This is a genomic window from Streptomyces sp. NPDC048257 (assembly GCF_043201855.1).
Taxonomy (GTDB): domain Bacteria; phylum Actinomycetota; class Actinomycetes; order Streptomycetales; family Streptomycetaceae; genus Streptomyces.
In genome coordinates, this window is the sequence record NZ_JBICZI010000042.1 from 1 (window position 1) to 17852 (window position 17852).

General features: G+C 72.6%; 2 protein-coding genes. Both read right to left on the reverse strand.

Features of this window, described 5'->3' with window-relative positions:
• Nucleotides 1-1406: type I polyketide synthase (locus ACGFZK_RS36805; protein ID WP_393853190.1), on the reverse strand; the 1406-nt coding region annotated here is incomplete at its 3' end.
• A gap of 147 nt (nt 1407-1553) precedes the next feature.
• Nucleotides 1554-17810, reverse strand: coding sequence for a type I polyketide synthase (locus ACGFZK_RS36810; RefSeq protein WP_393853191.1), 16257 nt, complete (start codon nt 17808-17810; stop codon nt 1554-1556).
• Nucleotides 17811-17852: the final 42 nt, after the last annotated feature.

Consider the following 17852-nt stretch of genomic DNA (forward strand, 5'->3'; position numbering starts at 1 on the left):
GAATCCCCCACAACCCCCTCAACCACCGGAGCCTGCTCCACAATCACATGCGCATTCGTCCCACTGAACCCGAACGACGACACACCCGCACGACGGAGTTCACCGGTCTCCGGCCAGGCGATCTTCTCGCCGATCAGGGAGACGGCACCCGCCTCCCAGTCCACGTGCGGGGTCGGCTCATCCAGGTGGAGGGTCTTGGGCACCACGCCGTGGCGCATCGCCTCGACCATCTTGATGATGCTCGCGACACCCGCCGCGGCCTGTGTGTGACCGATGTTGGACTTGACCGACCCGAGCAGCAGCGGCCGGTCGGCCGGCCGGTCCTGGCCGTAGGTGGCGAGCAGGGCCTGCGCCTCGATCGGGTCGCCGAGCGTCGTACCCGTACCGTGTGCCTCGACGACGTCCACGTCCGCCGCCGACAGACGGGCGTTGGTGAGCGCCTGGTGGATGACGCGCTGCTGCGACGGACCGTTCGGAGCCGTCAGACCGTTGCTCGCACCGTCCTGGTTGATCGCCGAACCACGCACCACCGCAAGCACCGGGTGGCCGTTGCGCTGAGCGTCCGAAAGGCGCTCGACGAGCAGCATGCCGACGCCTTCGCCCCAGCCCGTACCGTCGGCGGCGGCCGCGAAGGGCTTGCAGCGCCCGTCCGGCGCGAGGCCGCGTTGCCGGCTGAACTCGGTGAAGGTCGCGGGGGTCGCCATCACGGTGACACCGCCCGCCAGCGCCAGCGAGCATTCGCCGGCCCGCAGCGCCTGGACGGCGAGGTGCAGGGTGACGAGCGAGGACGAGCATGCCGTGTCGACGGTGACCGCCGGGCCCTCCAGACCGAACGTGTACGCCACACGGCCAGAGGCGATGCTCCCGGAGCTGCCGGTGCCGAGGAAGCCTTCGACGCCCTCGGGCACGGAATCGAGGCGCGCGGTGTAGTCGTGGTACATCACACCGGCGAAGACGGCCGTCCGGCTGCCGCGCACGGACGACGGGTCGATGCCCGCGCGCTCGAACGCCTCCCAGGAGGTTTCGAGCAGCAGACGCTGCTGCGGGTCCATGGCGAGCGCCTCGCGCGGCGAGATCCCGAAGGGGGCGGGGTCGAAGCGGGCGGCGTCGTAGAGGAAGCCGCCCTCGCTGACGTAGCTGGATCCGGCGCTGTCGGGGTCGGCGTCGTAGAGCGACTCCACGTCCCAGCCCCGGTCGACGGGGAAGCCGGAGACGGCGTCCTCGCCGTTCTCCACGAGCCGCCACAGGTCCTCGGGGCTGCGGACGCCGCCGGGATAGCGGCAGCTCATCGCGACGATGGCGATGGGTTCGTGGTTCTTCTCCTCGACCTCGCGCAGCCGCCTGCGGGCCTGGCGCAGATCCGCGGTCGCCCGCTTGAGGTAGTCGCGAAGCTTGTCCTCGTTCACCATTGCGTGGGCTCCATGCCAGAGAGGCGGTTGTACGGTCGGTCGTCTGGGGGCCCGGGGTCCCGGCGTGCGGGATCCCATGGCCTGTTGCTGGGGCGGAGGCGCCCCCGCCCGGAGAGCCGGAGGGGAGGCGCACCGCGCGGCTTCTCAGGTAGTGCCGAGCTCGTCGTCGAGCAGGTCGAAGAGCTCGTCGTCGGTCGCCGTTTCGAGGGCGTCGTCGTCGGCGTCCTCGTCCGTCGCGGCACCGTTCGAGTCCTGTGCGTCGTTCCACTTGGTCATGAGGGCCTGGAGGCGCATCGTGATCCGTGAGCGCGTGACGCTGTCCGCGTCCGCTGCGCCCAGGGCGGCCTCCAGCCGGTCGAGTTCGCTGAAGACGGACGGCCCGTCGTCGGCGAGGGGCAGCGCGGAGCGAAGATGTCCGCTCAGCGCTTCGGGGGTCGGGTAGTCGAAGATGAGCGTGGCGGGGAGGCGCAGCCCCGTCACCGCACCGAGCCGGTTGCGCAGCTCCACCGCGGTCAGCGAGTCGAAGCCGAGTTCCTTGAAGGCGCTTCCCGGTTCGATGGCAGCCGCGCCGCTGTGGCCCAGCACCTGGGCCACCTGGGTGCAGACGAGGTCGAGCAGCACTCGCTCCCGTTCGGCGGGCGGCAGTTGGGCGAGCCGCTGCGCGAGCGAGTCGGGCGCGTCGGCCGCCGCGCCGCTCGCCCTGCGCCGTACCGGAGTACGGAGCAGGCCGCGCAGCAAGGGCGGTACGACGTCTGCCACTTGGGCCTGGAGTGCGGCCAGGTCGAGCCGCGCGGGCACGAGTACGCTCGCGGTCCGCGCGTCCTCGGGCACAGCGCCGGAGGGTGCCCTGCCCGGCAGCGCGGCGTCGAAGAGCGCCAGCCCCTCGGCCGCCGACAGCGGGCTCATGCTGCCCCGGCTCAGGCGCCGCCGGTCCTGCTCATCGAGGGTGGCGGCCATGCCCGCCGCGTCGTCCCACAGCCCCCAGGCCAGTGAGACCGCCGTGAAGCCCTGGGCCCGGCGGTGCTGGGCGAGCGCGTCCAGGAAGGTGTTGCCCGCTGCGTAGTTGGCCTGCCCGGCATTGCCGAACACACCGGCCGCCGAGGAGAACAGGACGAATGCGGCCAGGTCCAGTCCGTGGGTCAGCTCGTGCAGGTTCCACGCGGCGTCGACCTTGGGCCGCAGCACCGTCTCCATCCGCTCGGCGGTCAGCGACTCGATCGTGCCGTCGTCCAGCACACCGGCGGTGTGCACGACGGCCGTCAGCGGATGGGCCGTGGGTACGGACTCCAGCAGCTCGGCCAGCGCGTCCCGGTCGGCCACGTCGCACGCCGCCCAGGTGACCTGCGCACCCAACGCGGTCAGATCGTCCGAGAGTTGCAGGGCGCCGTCCGCGGCGGCTCCCCTGCGGCTGGTGAGCAGCAGATGCCGCACACCGTGCTCCGTCACCAGGTGCCGGGCCAGCAGGCCGCCGAGGGTGCCGCTGGCGCCCGTGACCAGGACGGTGCCCTCCGGGTCCGGAGCACGGCCCGAGGCCGCGCCGTCCGCCACCGGAGCGAGGACCGCTCGCGCCAGTCGCGGAGTCCGGACGACCCCGTCGCGTACGGCGAGTTGGGTCTCATCGGTGTCGAGCGCGGCGGGCAGGGCCCGGTACGAGTCGCCCTCGCCGTCGAGGTCGACCAGGACCAGCCGGCCGGGGTGCTCGGCCTGCGCGGAGCGCACCAGTCCCCACACCGCCGCGTGTGCGAGGTCCTCCACGTCCTCGTCGGGGTCCGTCGCGACGGCGCCACGGGTGACGAGAGCCAGCCGGGAACCGGCGAGCCTCTCGTCCGCCAGCCAGGACTGGATCAGCTCCAGCGCGTCCGCGGCAGCGGAGTGGGCGGCCGACGCGAGGCCGCCCGCCGTGCCGAGGCCGGGTGCCAGGGAGACGAGGACCGTCTCCGGGGCGGGTTCCCCGAGTGCCTCGGCCAGCTCGACCGCGTCTGCAAGAGCGGACAGGTCGGGGTGGTGCCCGCCGGTGCCCTCGGAGGTCGCGCCGAACACCGCGGCGGGCTCCAGAACCCCGGTGCGCTCCAGCGCGGCACCCAGTTTCAGCGGGTCGCCACCCAGCAGGGCCCAGCGGCCGCCGGCCGGTGACTGTGCCTCGGGCAGCGGCAGCGCGGGCCAGTCGACCTGGAACAGCGCGTCCCGCAAGGGGCCCGGTCCCCGGTCCGCGCCGCCGAGACCGCCGACGGCCAGCGGACGCAGGACGAGCGAGTCGACGGTGAGGACCGGCTGTCCCGTTTCGTCGGAGACGGCCAGCGTGACCGCGTCCTGGCCGGCCGGCGCCATCCGTACCCGGAGCGCCGAGGCGCCCACGGCGTGCAGCCGCACGCCGTCCCACGAGAACGGCAGCCTGGCGCCCTCAGGGCCGTCGGGGAAGAAGTCCCCGAGGCCGACCGCGTGCAGGGCGGCGTCGAGCAGCGCCGGGTGGAGCCCGTACAGGGCGCCTTCCGGCCGCCGGTCCTCGGCGAGGGCGACCTCGGCGAACACCTCGTCGCCGCGCCTCCAGGCCAGCAGCAGGTTGCGGAACGCGGGACCGTATCCGAGCCCGATGGCGTCGAACGACGGGTAGAGCTCCTCCACCGGGCAGGGGACGGCTCCGGCCGGCGGCCACTCGGGCTGCGCCTCGGCCGCGTGAGCGCCCTCGACGGCCAGGACACCGCCGGCGTGACGGGTCCACGGCTCCTCGAAGGCCGCGTCCTCCGGGCGCGAGTAGATGTGGAACACCCGCCTCCCCGACGCGTCGGGTTCGGCCACGACGAGCCGCAGCTGTACCCCGCCGGCCTCGGGCAGCACGAGCGGAGCCTCGAGCGTGAGGTCCTCCAGCAGATCGCAGCCGGCGTGGTCCCCGGCGCGCACGGCGAGCTCCACCAGCGCGGCGCCCGGCAGCAGGACGGTGCCCGCCACCCTGTGGTCGGCCAGCCAGGGGTGCGTGCGCAGCGAGAGCCGCCCGGTGAGCAGGAACCCGTCCGAGTCGGGCAGTTCGACGGCCGCCCCGAGGAGCGGATGCCCGGCGGAGCCGAGCCCGGCGGACGTCACGTCCCCGCCCGGGGCGTGGGCGGGGGCCTCCAGCCAGTAGCGCTGCCGCTGGAAGGCGTACGTCGGCAGGTCGACGCGCCGGGCGCCGGTGCCGGAGTAGTACGCGTCCCAGTCGACGGTGATCCCGCGCAGGTGTGCCTGGGCGACGGCCGAGGCGATCGTCTCCTCTTCGGAGCGGTCGGCGCGCAGGGCCGGAAGGAAGGCCGCGTCGTCGCGCGTGACGCACGACTGCGCCATCGCGGAGAGGACGCCGCCGGGGCCGAGTTCGACGTACGTGGTGACGCCCGCATCCTCCAGCGTGCGGATGCCGTCCAGGAAGCGGACCGCTTCGCGGACGTGACGTACCCAGAAGTCCGCCGAATCCATCTCGTCGGTGACCAGGGTGCCGGTGAGGTGGGAGACGACCGGGATGAGCGCAGTCCGGTACGAAAGCCCCTCGGCCACCTGGCGGAAGGCGTCGAGCATGCCGTCCATGTGCGGCGAATGGAAGGCGTGGCTGACCGTCAGGCGCTTGGTCTTTCCGCCCTGGGCCTCGACGGCCTCGGCGATCGCGACTGCGGCATCCTCGTCGCCGGCGACGACGACCGAACGGGGGCCGTTGACGGCGGCGATGCTCACCCGGTCGGTGAGCAGCGGGGTGATCTCCGCCTCGGTGGCCTCCACCGCGATCATCACGCCGCCGGTGGGCAGCGCCTGCATGAGCCGTCCGCGGGCGGCGACGAGGGTGCAGGCGTCGTCGAGGGAGAGCACCCCGGCCACATGGGCTGCGGCGACCTCACCGATGGAGTGCCCGGCCAGGTAGTCGGGCTTCAGCCCCCAGCTCTCGACCAGGTGGAACAGCGCGACCTCAAGGGCGAAGAGAGCGGGCTGGGTGTACGCGGTCCGGTCGAGCAGGTCCGCGTCGGACCCGAACAGCACGTTCTTCAGCGGTACGTCCAGGTCGAACCTGTCGCAGACGGCGTCCAGGGCCCGCGCGAAGGCGGGATACGTGGAGTACAACTCCCTGCCCGTACCCAGGCGCTGGCTGCCCTGCCCGGTGAACAGGAACGCGAGCTTGCCACCGGCCGGCGATCCCTCCGTCAGGGTGGCCGCCGTGGCACCCTCGGCGAGCGCCGCGAGCCCCGCGAGGAACCCCTCGCGGTCCCCGGCGACCACGGCGGCCCGGCGGTCGAGCGCGGTCCTGCTCGTGGCCAAGGCGTAGCCGATGTCGGCGGGGGACAGATCGGGGTGCCCGATCGCGTGCGCCCGCAGCCGGGCGGCCTGGTCGCGCAGGGCGTCCGTGCCCTTCGCCGAAAGGAGCCACGGCAGGCTGCCGGGAGTCCGAGCGGGATCCGGTCGTGCGTCGGACAGGTCCGCGGGGGCGGGGGCCTGCTCGATGATGGCGTGCGCGTTGGTGCCGCTGAAGCCGAAGGAAGAGACGGCCGCGCGGCGGGGACGGCCGGTCTCGGGCCACGGGGTGGCCGAGCCGAGGAGCGTGACCGCGCCCGCCGACCAGTCGACGTGCGGGGTCGGCTCGTCCACGTGCAGCGTCTTGGGTACGACACCGTGGCGCATGGCCTGGACGATCTTGATGATGCCCGCAACACCGGCAGCGGCCTGCGTGTGGCCCATGTTCGACTTGATCGAGCCGAGCAGCAGCGGCTGCTCGGCCGTGTGCTCCTGACCGTAGGTCGCGAGGAGTGCCTGCGCCTCGATCGGGTCGCCCAGGGTGGTGCCGGTGCCGTGCGCCTCCACGACGTCGACCTCGGCGGCCGACAGACCCGCGCTGGCCAGGGCCTGGCGGATCACCCGCTGCTGCGAGGGGCCGTTCGGAGCGGTCAGACCGTTGCTCGCCCCGTCCTGGTTGATCGCCGAACCACGGACCACCGCAAGCACCGGGTGACCGTTGCGCTGCGCGTCGGAGAGCCGCTCCACCAGCAGGACGCCCGCGCCCTCGGACCAGCCCGTGCCGTCGGCGTCGGCCGAGAACGCCTTGCACCGGCCGTCGGCCGCGAGCCCGCGCTGGCGACTGAACTCCACGAAGGGAGCAGGGGTCGCCATGACCGTGACACCGCCCGCGAGGGCAAGGGAGCACTCGCCGTTGCGGAGCGCCTGCACCGCGAGGTGGAGGGCGACCAGCGAGGACGAGCAGGCCGTGTCGACGGTGACGGCCGGGCCTTCCAGGCCGAAGGCGTACGACAGTCGTCCGGAGATGACACTCGCCGCGTTGCCCGTGCCGAGAAAGCCCTCGACGCCCTCGGGGAGAGCCGTGAGCCGGGAAGCGTAGTCGTGGTACATCACGCCCGCGAAGACGCCGGTCCGGCTGCCGCGCAGGGTCGCCGGGTCGATGCCGGCCCGCTCGAACGCCTCCCACGAGGTTTCGAGGAGCAGCCGCTGCTGCGGGTCCATCGCCACGGCCTCGCGCGGCGAGATCCCGAAGAACGCCGGGTCGAAGTGGCCGGCGTCGCGGACGAAGCCGCCCTCGCGGGCGTAACTCGTGCCCTGCTGGTCGGGGTCGGCGTCGAACAGCGCGTCCACGTCCCAGCCCCGGTCGTCCGGGAACTCCGCGATGGCATCCCGGCCTTCCAGGACGAGCTGCCAGAGGTCGTCCGGGCTCTCCACACCGCCGGGGTAGCGGCAGCCGAGGCCCACGATCGCGATGGGCTCGTCGTCGTCCCGGGCCGCGAGAACGACCGGAGCCGACGTCACGGGCGCGGTTCCGATCAGCTCCGACCGCAGGTGGTCGGCCAGGACCGCCGAGGTCGGGTAGTCGAAGACGAGCGTGGCGGGAAGGCGCAGCCCCGTTGCCGCGCCGAGCAGGTTGCGCAGCTCGACGGCGGTCAGCGAGTCGAAGCCCAGCTCGCGGAACGAGCGGTCCTTCTCGACCGCCTCCGGCCCGGCGTATCCCAGGACCGTGGAAACCTGCGTCCGGACCAACTCCAGGACGTGAGCGGTCTGTTCGGCGGCCGAGAGTCCGGTGAGGCGTTCCGCCGGGGCGGATGTCGCAGCGTCGGCGGTGCCTGCGGCGCGGCGGGTGGGGGTACGGACGAGGCCGCTGAGCAGCGGCGGCAGCATGCCACCACCACTGGCCTGCGCCCGGAGAGCCCCCAGATCCAGCCTCACCGGAACGAACAACGCCTGCCCGGAAGCGGACGCGGCATCGAACAACGCCACACCCTCCTCCGCGGAGAGCCCACCGACACCACCACGACCCAGACGCGACACCTCATCGGCGCCCAGCCCGCCCGCCATACCGGCGGACCCGGCCCAAAGGCCCCAGGCAAGGGAAGTAGCCGCCAGGCCCTGCGCCCTGCGGTGCTGAGCCAAAGCATCCAGGAACACGTTCGCCGCCGCATAGTTCGCCTGACCGGCACCACCGAACACACCAGCAGCCGACGAGAACAACACGAACAACGACAGATCAAGACCACGGGTCAGCTCATGCAGATTCCAGGCCGCATCCACCTTCGGACGCAACACCCCCGACACACGCTCAGGCGTGAGCGACGCAACCACACCGTCGTCCAGCACACCAGCCGTGTGCACCACACCCGTCAACGGATACTCGGCCGGAATCCCGCCCAGAACGGCCTCCAGCGCATCACGGTCGGCCACATCACACGCCGCCCACCGCACATCGGCACCCAACCCGGCCAACTCCGCTGACAGTTCAGCAGCACCCTCCGCAGCCTCACCACGACGACTCACCAACAACAGACGCCGCACACCACGCTCAACCACCAGATGACGGGCGAACAAACCACCCAACGAGCCACTCGCACCCGTCACCAACACCGTGCCATCGACATCCAGCTCACCACCGGCACCACCAGCAACAGCAGCACGGACAAGACGCGGCACGAGAAGGGAGCCCGCGCGTACGAGCAGTTCCGACTCCCCTGTCGCCAGGGCCGTCGCCACGGTCTGCCCGGGCAGAGCATCGCCGTCGAGGTCGACGAGAGCGAACCGACCGGGATGCTCGGTACCGGCGGAGCGGACCAGGCCCCACACCGCAGCACCCGCGAGATCGCGGACCGGCTCGGCCGAACCTGCGGTCATGGCACCGCGGGTGACGAACACCAGCCGGGAGGACGCGAAGCGTTCCTCGGCCAGCCATGCCTGTACGAGCGTGAGCGCGTCGGAGGCCCGAACATGCACCATCTCCGGCAGGACGTCACCGTCCGCCCGAGCCTGCGGCGCTCCCTCTGACTCTGCTCCCGTAGTGATGAACACGAGCTCCGGCACGTCGGAGTCCGCAGCCGCCAGCGCGGCCAGGTCGGCGTACGGCGTGGCATCCAGCCCCCGCACCTCCGGTCCCAGCAGTGCCCGTTCGGCACGGGCCGGAACCGCCGTCCGATCGGCCGCAAGCTCCGTCCATTCGATCCGGAACAGCGACTCCTGGCGGCCGACGCTTGCCGCGCCGAGCTGCTCGGACGACATCGCCCGCAGCACCAGGGAATCCACCGAGGCGACGGGTGCACCCGCCGCATCGGCCAGTTCCAGCGACACCGCGCCCTGACCGGCCTCGGCCAGCCGGACCCGTACCGCCGAGGCGCCGGCCGCGTGGAGGCGAACACCACGCCAGGCGAACGGCAGCCGTGCGGCACCGGCTGTTTCGTCTGTGTCCGGGCCGGACAGCAGATCACCCAGTGCCAGGGTGTGCAGCGCCGAGTCCAGCAGCGCGGGGTGCAGCCCGAACGCGTCGGCGTCCGCCTGCGCCTCCGTGGGCAGGGCCAGTTCCGCGAACAGTTCTCCGGCGCGCCGCCAGGCCGCCCGCAGCCCCCGGAACAGGGTGCCGTATGCGAGCCCGGAGGCCTCCAAGGTCTCGTAGGCGTCGTCCACCGGCACGGCGGTCGCACCGGCCGGTGGCCAGACGCCGAGGTCGACGGCGGCGCCCCGGACCTCGTCCACCAGCAGTCCGTCGGCGTGCCGGACCCACGGTTCGTCGTCGACGTCCGGGCGGGAGTACACGGCCACCGTGCGGCGGCCAGAGGTATCGGGCGCACCGACCATGACTTGCAGCTGGACCGCGCCCTCGTGCGGCAGTACCAGGGGGGCCTGGAGGGTCAGCTCGTCCAGGGCACGGGCTCCGGCGCGTTCGCCCGCATGCAGGGCCAGTTCGACGAGAGCCGCTCCCGGAAGCAGCACGGACCCCATGACGACGTGGTCCGCGAGCCAGGGATGCGTACGCAGGGAGAGCCGGCCGGTGAGGACGCATCCGTCGGCGTCCGCGAGTGTCACGGCCGCACCCAGCAGCGGGTGGCCGGCGGCGGCGAGCCCGAGCCCGGCTGTGTCGCCGGGCAGGGGGATGCCGGTCTCGGGCCAGTAGCGCTCGCGCTGGAAGCGGTAGGTGGGCAGGTCGACGCGCTGGGCGCCGGTCCCGGAGAAGTACGCCTGCCAGTCGACGGCGATCCCGCGGACGTGCGCCTGGGCGAGGGCCGTGGTGACGGTCTCGGCCTCGGGACGGCCGGAGCGCAGGACCGGCACGAAGGTCGCGCCCTCGCCGGTGACGCACTCCTGGGCCATCGCCGACAGGATGCCGTCGGGACCGAGTTCGACGTACGTGGTCACGCCCGCGGCCTCCAGGGCGCGGATGCCGTCCAGGAAACGGACGCACTCGCGGACGTGCCGGACCCAGAAGTCGGCCGAGCCCATCTCGTCGGTGACGAGAGCGCCGGTGAGGTTGGAGACGACGGGGATCCGTGGAGTCTCGTAGGTGAGGCCCTCGGCGATCTCGCGGAAGGCGTCGAGCATGCCGTCCATGTGCGGCGAATGGAAGGCGTGGCTGACCGTGAGCCGCTTCGTCTTGCGGCCGGTGAAGGACTCGGCGATCGCCACCGCCTCGGCCTCGTCACCCGCGATCACGACCGACTGCGGACCATTGATCGCAGCCAAGCTCACCCGATCGGTCAGCAGCGGCAGAACCTCGTCCTCCGACGCCTGCACCGCGATCATCACACCGCCGGCCGGCAGCGCCTGCATCAGCCGGCCGCGGGCCGAGACCAGCGTGCACGCATCGTCGAGGGACAGCACCCCCGCCACATGGGCAGCCGCGATCTCACCGATCGAATGACCGGCCACGAAGTCCGGCCTCACACCCCAGCTCTCCACCAGCCGGAACAACGCCACCTCGACCGCGAACAACGCAGGCTGCGTATACGCGGTCTCGTCCAGCGCAGCACCATCCGCCCCGAACAGCACATCCTTCAGCGGCACTTCGAGGTCCATGCGGGCACACACCGCATCCAGCGCGTCCGCGAAGACGGGATACGCCTCGTACAGCTCACGCCCCATCCCCAGCCGCTGACTCCCCTGCCCCGTGAACAGGAACGCCGTGCGACCGCCCTTGCTGACCGTGCCCCGCACCAAGCCCGGAGCCGTGCGCCGGTCGGCGAGGGCGTCGAGCGCCGCGGCGGCCGTGCTGCCCTCCGTCGCGAGCAGGACCGCCCGGTGGCCGAACGTGGCACGGCTCGTGGCCAGGGAGTACGCCAGGTCTGCGAGGGGGAGGCCGGGGTGTGCCGCCAGGTGTGCGCTCAGCGCACGGGCCTGGGCGGACAGGGCCTCGGCGCTGTGGCCCGCGAGCTGGAGGGGCAGCACGCTCGGCACGACCACCGCGTCAGCCGGGGCCGGCGTAACCTCCTGCGGCGCCTGCTCGATGATCGTGTGCGCGTTGGTGCCACTGATACCGAACGACGACACACCCGCGCGGCGCGGACGGCCCGTCTCCGGCCACGGGACGGACTCGGTGAGCAGCGAGACCGCGCCCTCCGACCAGTCCACGTGCGGCGAGGGCTGCTCCGCGTGCAGGGTGCGCGGCAGCACGCCGTGCTCGATGGCAAGGACCATCTTGATGATGCCCGCGACACCGGCGGCCGCCTGCGTGTGGCCCATGTTCGACTTGATCGAGCCGAGCCACAGCGGGCTGTCCTCGGTGTGTTCCCGACCGTAGGTCGCGAGCAGCGCCTGCGCCTCGATCGGGTCTCCGAGCGTCGTACCGGTGCCGTGCGCCTCGACCGCGTCCACCTCGGCGGCCGACAGACCCGCGCTCGCGAGGGCCGCGCGGATCACGCGCTGCTGCGACGGACCGTTCGGAGCCGTGAGCCCGTTGCTCGCGCCGTCCTGGTTGATCGCCGAGCCACGGACCACGGCCAGGACCGGGTGACCGTTCCTGCGGGCGTCCGAAAGCCGCTCCACGAGGAGCATTCCGGCGCCCTCGCCCCAGCCCGTACCGTCGGCGTCGGCCGAGAAGGCCCGGCAGCGGCCGTCGGCGGACAGGCCGCGCTGACGGCTGAAGCCGACGAAGGTGCCGGGGGTCGCCATGACGGTGACACCGCCGGCCAGCGCCATGTCGCACTCGCCGGTGCGCAGCGCCTGGATGGCCATGTGCAGGGCTACGAGCGACGACGAGCAGGCGGTGTCGATCGTGACGGCGGGGCCTTCGAGACCGAAGGTGTACGAGATCCGGCCCGAGGCGATGCTGCCGGTGCTGCCCGAGCCGAGGGAGCCGTCCGCTCCGTCCTTCGAGCGCTCCAGCAGGGCCGCGTAGTCGTGGTACATCACGCCGGCGAACACACCGGTCCGGCTGCCGCGCACGGTGGCCGGGTCGATCCCGGCCCGTTCGAACGCCTCCCAGGTGGTCTCCAGGAGGAGCCGCTGCTGCGGGTCCGTCCCGACAGCCTCGCGCGGGCTGATCCCGAAGAACGTCGGGTCGAACGCGGCGGCGTCGCGCAGGAAGCCGCCGTGGCGGGTGTACGAGGTGCCCGGGTGGTCGGGATCGGGGTCGTACAGCGTCTCGATGTCCCAGCCTCGGTCGGCGGGGAAGCCGGATATCGCGTCCCCGCCGCCCTCCAGGAGCTGCCACAGCTCCTCGGGGGTGGTCACGCCGCCGGGGTAGCGGCAGCTCATCGCCACGATGGCGATCGGGTCGTCGTCGATCACGGTGGGCGCGGGCCCGGTGGGTGCGGACGTGTGCTGGTCCCCGCCGAGTTCACCGGAGAGGTGGCGGGCGAGCGTGAGCGAGGTCGGGTGGTCGAAGATCAGCGTGGCGGGCAGCCGCCGGCCGATGGCCGCGCCCAGGCGGTTGCGCAGTTCCACCGCCGTCAGGGAGTCGAAGCCCAGTTCGCTGAAGGCGTGTTCGGGGTCGATGGCGCCCGGGGAGTCGTGGCCGAGTACGTCGGCGACATGGCCGCGGACGAGGTCGAGGAGCAGCCGCTCCCGCTCCGACGCGTCGAGGCCGAGGAGCCGCCGTTCGAGAGCGGAGAGGTCCGGCCCGGTTCCGGCGGTGGCTCCGGCCGCGACACGCCTCGCGGGAGTGCGGACCAATCCGCGCAGCAGCGGGGCCACTTCAGCGCCGGGGATGCCGGCGGGAAGGCCCAGTCGCATCGGCACGAGCAGCGCCCGTCCGGCCGTCCCCTCGTCGTCATGGATCGTGCCGAGGGCGTCGGCGAGGTCGAGGAGCGCGAGACCCTCGGCGGCGGTGAGACCGTGGACACCGCCGCGCTTCATCCGGTCGAGGTCGGCGCGGTCGAGGGCGCCCGCCATGCCTTCGGCGTCCTCCCACAGCCCCCAGGCCAGCGACCGGCCGGGGAGCCCGCGGGCACGCCGGTACTGGGCGAGAGCATCCAGGAAGCAGTTGGCAGCCGCGTAATTGCCCTGACCCGGTGCGCCGAAGACCCCGGCTGCGGAGGAGAAGAGGACGAAGGCGGACAGGGGCAGGTCGCGGGTCAGTTCGTGCAGGTGGAGGGCGGCATCGGCCTTCGGACGGAGGACCGTGTCGAGGCGCTGCGGGGTGAGCGAGCCGATCACACCGTCGTCGAGAACACCGGCCGTGTGGACGACCGCGGTGAGCGGGTGCGCGGCAGGAACAGCGGACAGGACGGCCGCGAGCGCGTCCCGGTCCCCCGCGTCACACGCCGCCCACGACACCTGCGCACCCAAGCCGACCAGCTCAGCGGTGAGTTCACCGGCGCCCGGCGCATCGGCACCCCGGCGGCTCAGCAGCAGCAGACGCCGCACACCACGCCCGGTCACGAGGTGCCGGGCGACGAGCCCGCCGAGAGTGCCGCTGGCCCCGGTGACGAGGACGGTGCCGTCGGGGGCGTACGACGGCGTCTCGACGGCGGCGCCGGCGGGAACCTTGGCCAGCCTGGGTGCGTGGGCCACGCCGTCGCGCAGGGCGACCTGCGGCTCCTCGGAGGCGAGCACAGCACTGAACGTCTGCCAGGACACCCCGTCGACGCCGGAACCGGTGCCGCCATCGCTGTCGACGAGCAGGAACCGGCCCGGGTGCTCGGACTGTGCGGAGCGGACCAGACCCCAGACCACGGCGTGCACCGGGTCTGGCACCTGGTCACCGGCTCCCGCGGCGACCGCGCCGTGCGTGAGCAGGACGAGACGGCTGTCGGCAAGCCGGTCGTCGCTGAGCCAGTGCCGCAGCAGGCGAAGGGTCCGGTGCGCTGCCCGGTGAACCGCCTCGGGGGTGAGTTCGGGCACGGCCGGGTGGCGTACGAGTACGGCGTCCGGCACCGGGGCACCTGCGCCCAGGGCCGCGCTCAGCGCCTCCACGTCCGCGTGGCGGGCGACGCCGTCGCCCGGCTCGTCGGTGGGGACCGAATCTCCGAGCACGGCCCAGCGGTCGTCGACGGCACCGGGCAGGGTCAGCGGGGTCCAGTCCACCTGGAACAGCGCGTCGTGGTGACCGCCCTGCCGGGTGTCCAGCTGCTCGGCCGAGACAGTGCGCAGAGTGAGCGAGGCGATGTCGCCCACGGGTTGTCCGGCTCCGTCGGCAAGGGCCAGGGACACCGCATCCGGTCCGGCCTTGGACAGCCGTACCCGCAGCACCGAGGCGCCCACGGCGTAGAGGGACACCCCGGTCCAGGAGAACGGCAGCCGGCCGCGGCCGGTGTCCTCGACGAGCCCGGTCAGACCGATGGCGTGCAGCGCCGAGTCGAGGAGCGCGGGATGCAGTCCGAACAGCGAGGCATCGGCCCGCTGGCCGTCGGCGGGCGCGATCTCGACGTAGGTCGCCTCGTCGCTCGCCCAGGCCGCGCGTACGCCCTGGAAGGCGGGGCCGTACTCGAGTCCTGCCTCGGCGAGCCGGGCGTACAGCTCGTCGACGGGCAGGGGCGTGGTACCGGCCGGCGGCCAGACGTCGGGGGCGAAGGACGGCTGCGGGGCACCCGTGGCGAGCACACCGTCGGCGTGCCGGGTCCACGGCTCTCCCGCGTCGGCGTCCAGGCCGACAGCGTCCGGGGCGGGCTCGGGGCGGGAGTGCACACCAAGGGTGCGGCGGCCGGTGGCGTCCGGTGCGCCGACCCACAACTGGATCTGCACGCCGCCGGTCCGGGGCAGTACGAGCGGCGCGTGAAGGGTGAGTTCTTCGAGCAGGTCGCAGCCGACCTGGTCGCCGGCGCGGATGGCCAGTTCGACGAAGGCGGTGCCCGGCAGTACGGCGGAACCCATGACGCTGTGGTCGGCGAGCCAGGGGTGGGTGTCGAGCGAGAGACGGCCCGTGTAGAGGAAACCGTCGAGGTCGGCGAGAGCCACGGCGGCGCCGAGCAGCGGGTGATCGGCCGCTCCGAGCCCGGCCGAGGAGACGTCCCCGAGGGGCCGGCCGGCGTCGAGCCAGTAGGACTCGCGCTGGAAGGCGTAGGTGGGCAGGTCGACGCGCTGGACGTCCGTACCGGAGTAGTACGCGTCCCAGTCGACGGCCACCCCGCGCACGTGGAGCCGCGCGAGGGCATCGGTCAGCGAGTCGGTCTCGGAACGGCCCTTGCGGAGTACGGGCACGAAGGCTGCGATGTCGGCGGAGGGGCAGTCCTGCGCCATGGCCGAGAGCACGGCATCCGGGCCGAGTTCGACGAAGTGCACGACGTTGCGTTCGGTGAGAGCGCGGATGCCGTCGAGGAAACGGACGGCCTCGCGGACGTGCCGGACCCAGAACTCGGCCGAGCCCATCTCGTCGGAGATCAGGGTGCCGGTGAGGTTCGAGACCACGGGGATGCGCGGAGGCTCGTACGAGAGGCCCTCCGCCACCTTGCGGAAGGCGTCGAGCATGCCGTCCATGTGCGGCGAATGGAAGGCGTGGCTGACCGTGAGCCGCTTGGACTTACGGTCGGTGAAGGACTCGGCGATCGCCACCGCCTCGGCCTCGTCACCCGCGATCACGACCGACTGCGGACCGTTGATCGCGGCGATGCTCACCCGGTCGGTGAGCAGCGGCAGGACCTCGTCCTCCGACGCCTGAACGGCGATCATCACACCGCCGGCCGGCAGCGCCTGCATCAACCGCCCACGCGCAGACACCAGAGCACAGGCGTCCTCCAGCGAGAACACCCCCGCCACATGCGCAGCCGTAATCTCACCGATCGAATGACCCGCCAGGAAGTCGGGCTTCAGACCCCAGCGCTCCACCAGCCGGAACAACGCCACCTCGACCGCGAACAACGCAGGCTGCGTATACGCGGTCTCGTCCAGCAGATCCGCCTCCGACCCGAACAGGACGTCCTTCAGCGGCACTTCAAGATCCAGCCGCTCACAGACCTCGTCGAGCGCGTCCGCGAAGACGGGATACGCCTCGTACAGCTCACGGCCCATCCCCAGCCGCTGACTCCCCTGCCCCGTGAACAGGAACGCCAGCTTCCCGGAGACCGGGCGGCCCTGGGTGACCCCCGGTGCCGTGTCCTCGGGAGCCGAGTCCGCGAAGGCTTCCAGCGCACGGGTGAGGCCCGGCCCGTCGGCGGACGTGAGGACTGCCCGGTGCTCGAAGTCGGTGCGTCCGGCGGCGAGCGAGTGGGCGATGTCCCCGGGGCGCAGGCCGGGGTGTGCGGTCAGGTGGGCGTGCAGCTTCCCGGCCTGCGCGCGCAGCGCGGCCGGAGTCTTGGCGGAGAGGTTCCACAGCGGCGGCACGGGCGGTGCGAGGGCCGCGGGCGGCTCGGTCCCGGATTCGGCCTCGACGGCATCCGGGGCCTGTTCGAGGATGGTGTGGGCGTTGGTGCCGCTGATGCCGAACGACGAGACTCCCGCGCGGCGGGGCGCGCCGGTCTCGGGCCACGGCACGGACTCGGTGAGCAGTGAGACCGCGCCCTCGGACCAGTCGACGGTCGGGGTCGGCTCGTCCACGTGCAGGGTCTGCGGGAGGATGCCGTGGCGCATCGCCATGACCATTTTGATGATGCCCGCGACACCGGCGGCGGCCTGGGTGTGGCCCATGTTCGACTTGATGGAGCCCAGCCACAGCGGGCGGCCCTCGGGACGGTCCTGACCGTAGGTGGCGAGCAGGGCCTGCGCCTCGATCGGGTCGCCCAGAGTGGTGCCGGTGCCGTGGGCCTCGACCGCGTCGACCTGGGTGGCGGACAGCCGCGCACCGGCGAGTGCCTGGCGGATGACGCGTTGCTGGGAGGGTCCGTTGGGGGCCGTCAGGCCGCTGCTGGCGCCGTCCTGGTTGACGGCCGAACCGCGGACCAGTGCCAGGACGGGGTGGCCGTTCCTGCGGGCTTCGGAGAGCCGTTCCAGGACGAGCATGCCGGCGCCTTCGCCCCAGCCCGTACCGTCCGCCGCAGCCGCGAACGACTTGCAGCGGCCGTCGCCCGCCAGGCCTCGCTGGCGGCTGAACTCGGTGAAGGTGCCGGGAGTCGACATGACGGTGACGCCGCCGGCGAGGGCGAGCGTGCACTCGCCGTTGCGCAGTGCCTGGGCCGCGAGGTGCACGGCGACCAGCGAGGACGAGCAGGCCGTGTCGATGGTGACGGCGGGGCCCTCGAGTCCGAGGGTGTAGGCGATCCGGCCCGAGGCGATGCTGCCGGAGCTGCCGTTGCCGAGGAAGCCTTCGATCTCCTCCGGCACGCTGAACAGCCGGGCGGCGTAGTCGTGGTACATCAGCCCGGCGAAGACTCCGGTACGGCTGCCGCGCAGCGACGCCGGGTCGATGCCCGCGCGCTCGAAGGCCTCCCAGGACGTTTCGAGCAGCAGGCGCTGCTGGGGGTCCATGGCGAGGGCTTCGCGCGGCGAGATCCCGAAGAACGCGGGGTCAAAGTCGGCCGCGTCGTGCAGGAAGCCGCCGACCTGTTCGTAGGCCTCGATCCCGGTCTCGGGGTCGGGGTCGAAGAGGACTTCGGCGTCCCATCCGCGGTCCGTGGGGTAGGCGGAGACGGCGTCCCGGCCGTGGGCGACGAGGTCCCACAGCTTTTCGGGGGTGTCGATCCCCCCGGGGTAGCGGCAGCTCATCGCCACGACGGCGATCGGCTCCTGCTCCCGTTCCTCCACCTCGCGCAGCCGTCGTCGGGCCTCGCGGAGGTCGGTCGTCGCCCGCTTGAGGTAATCGAGGTACTTCTCCTCGTTCACCATTTACGCCATCCCCGTGGTCAGAGTCGGAAAGCTCGCGCGGAG

Coding starts and splice junctions, on each gene's coding strand:
- ACGFZK_RS36810 (WP_393853191.1), bottom strand. CDS start 17,810: ATGGTGAACGAGGAGAAGTACCTCGATTACCTCAAGCGGGCGACGACC.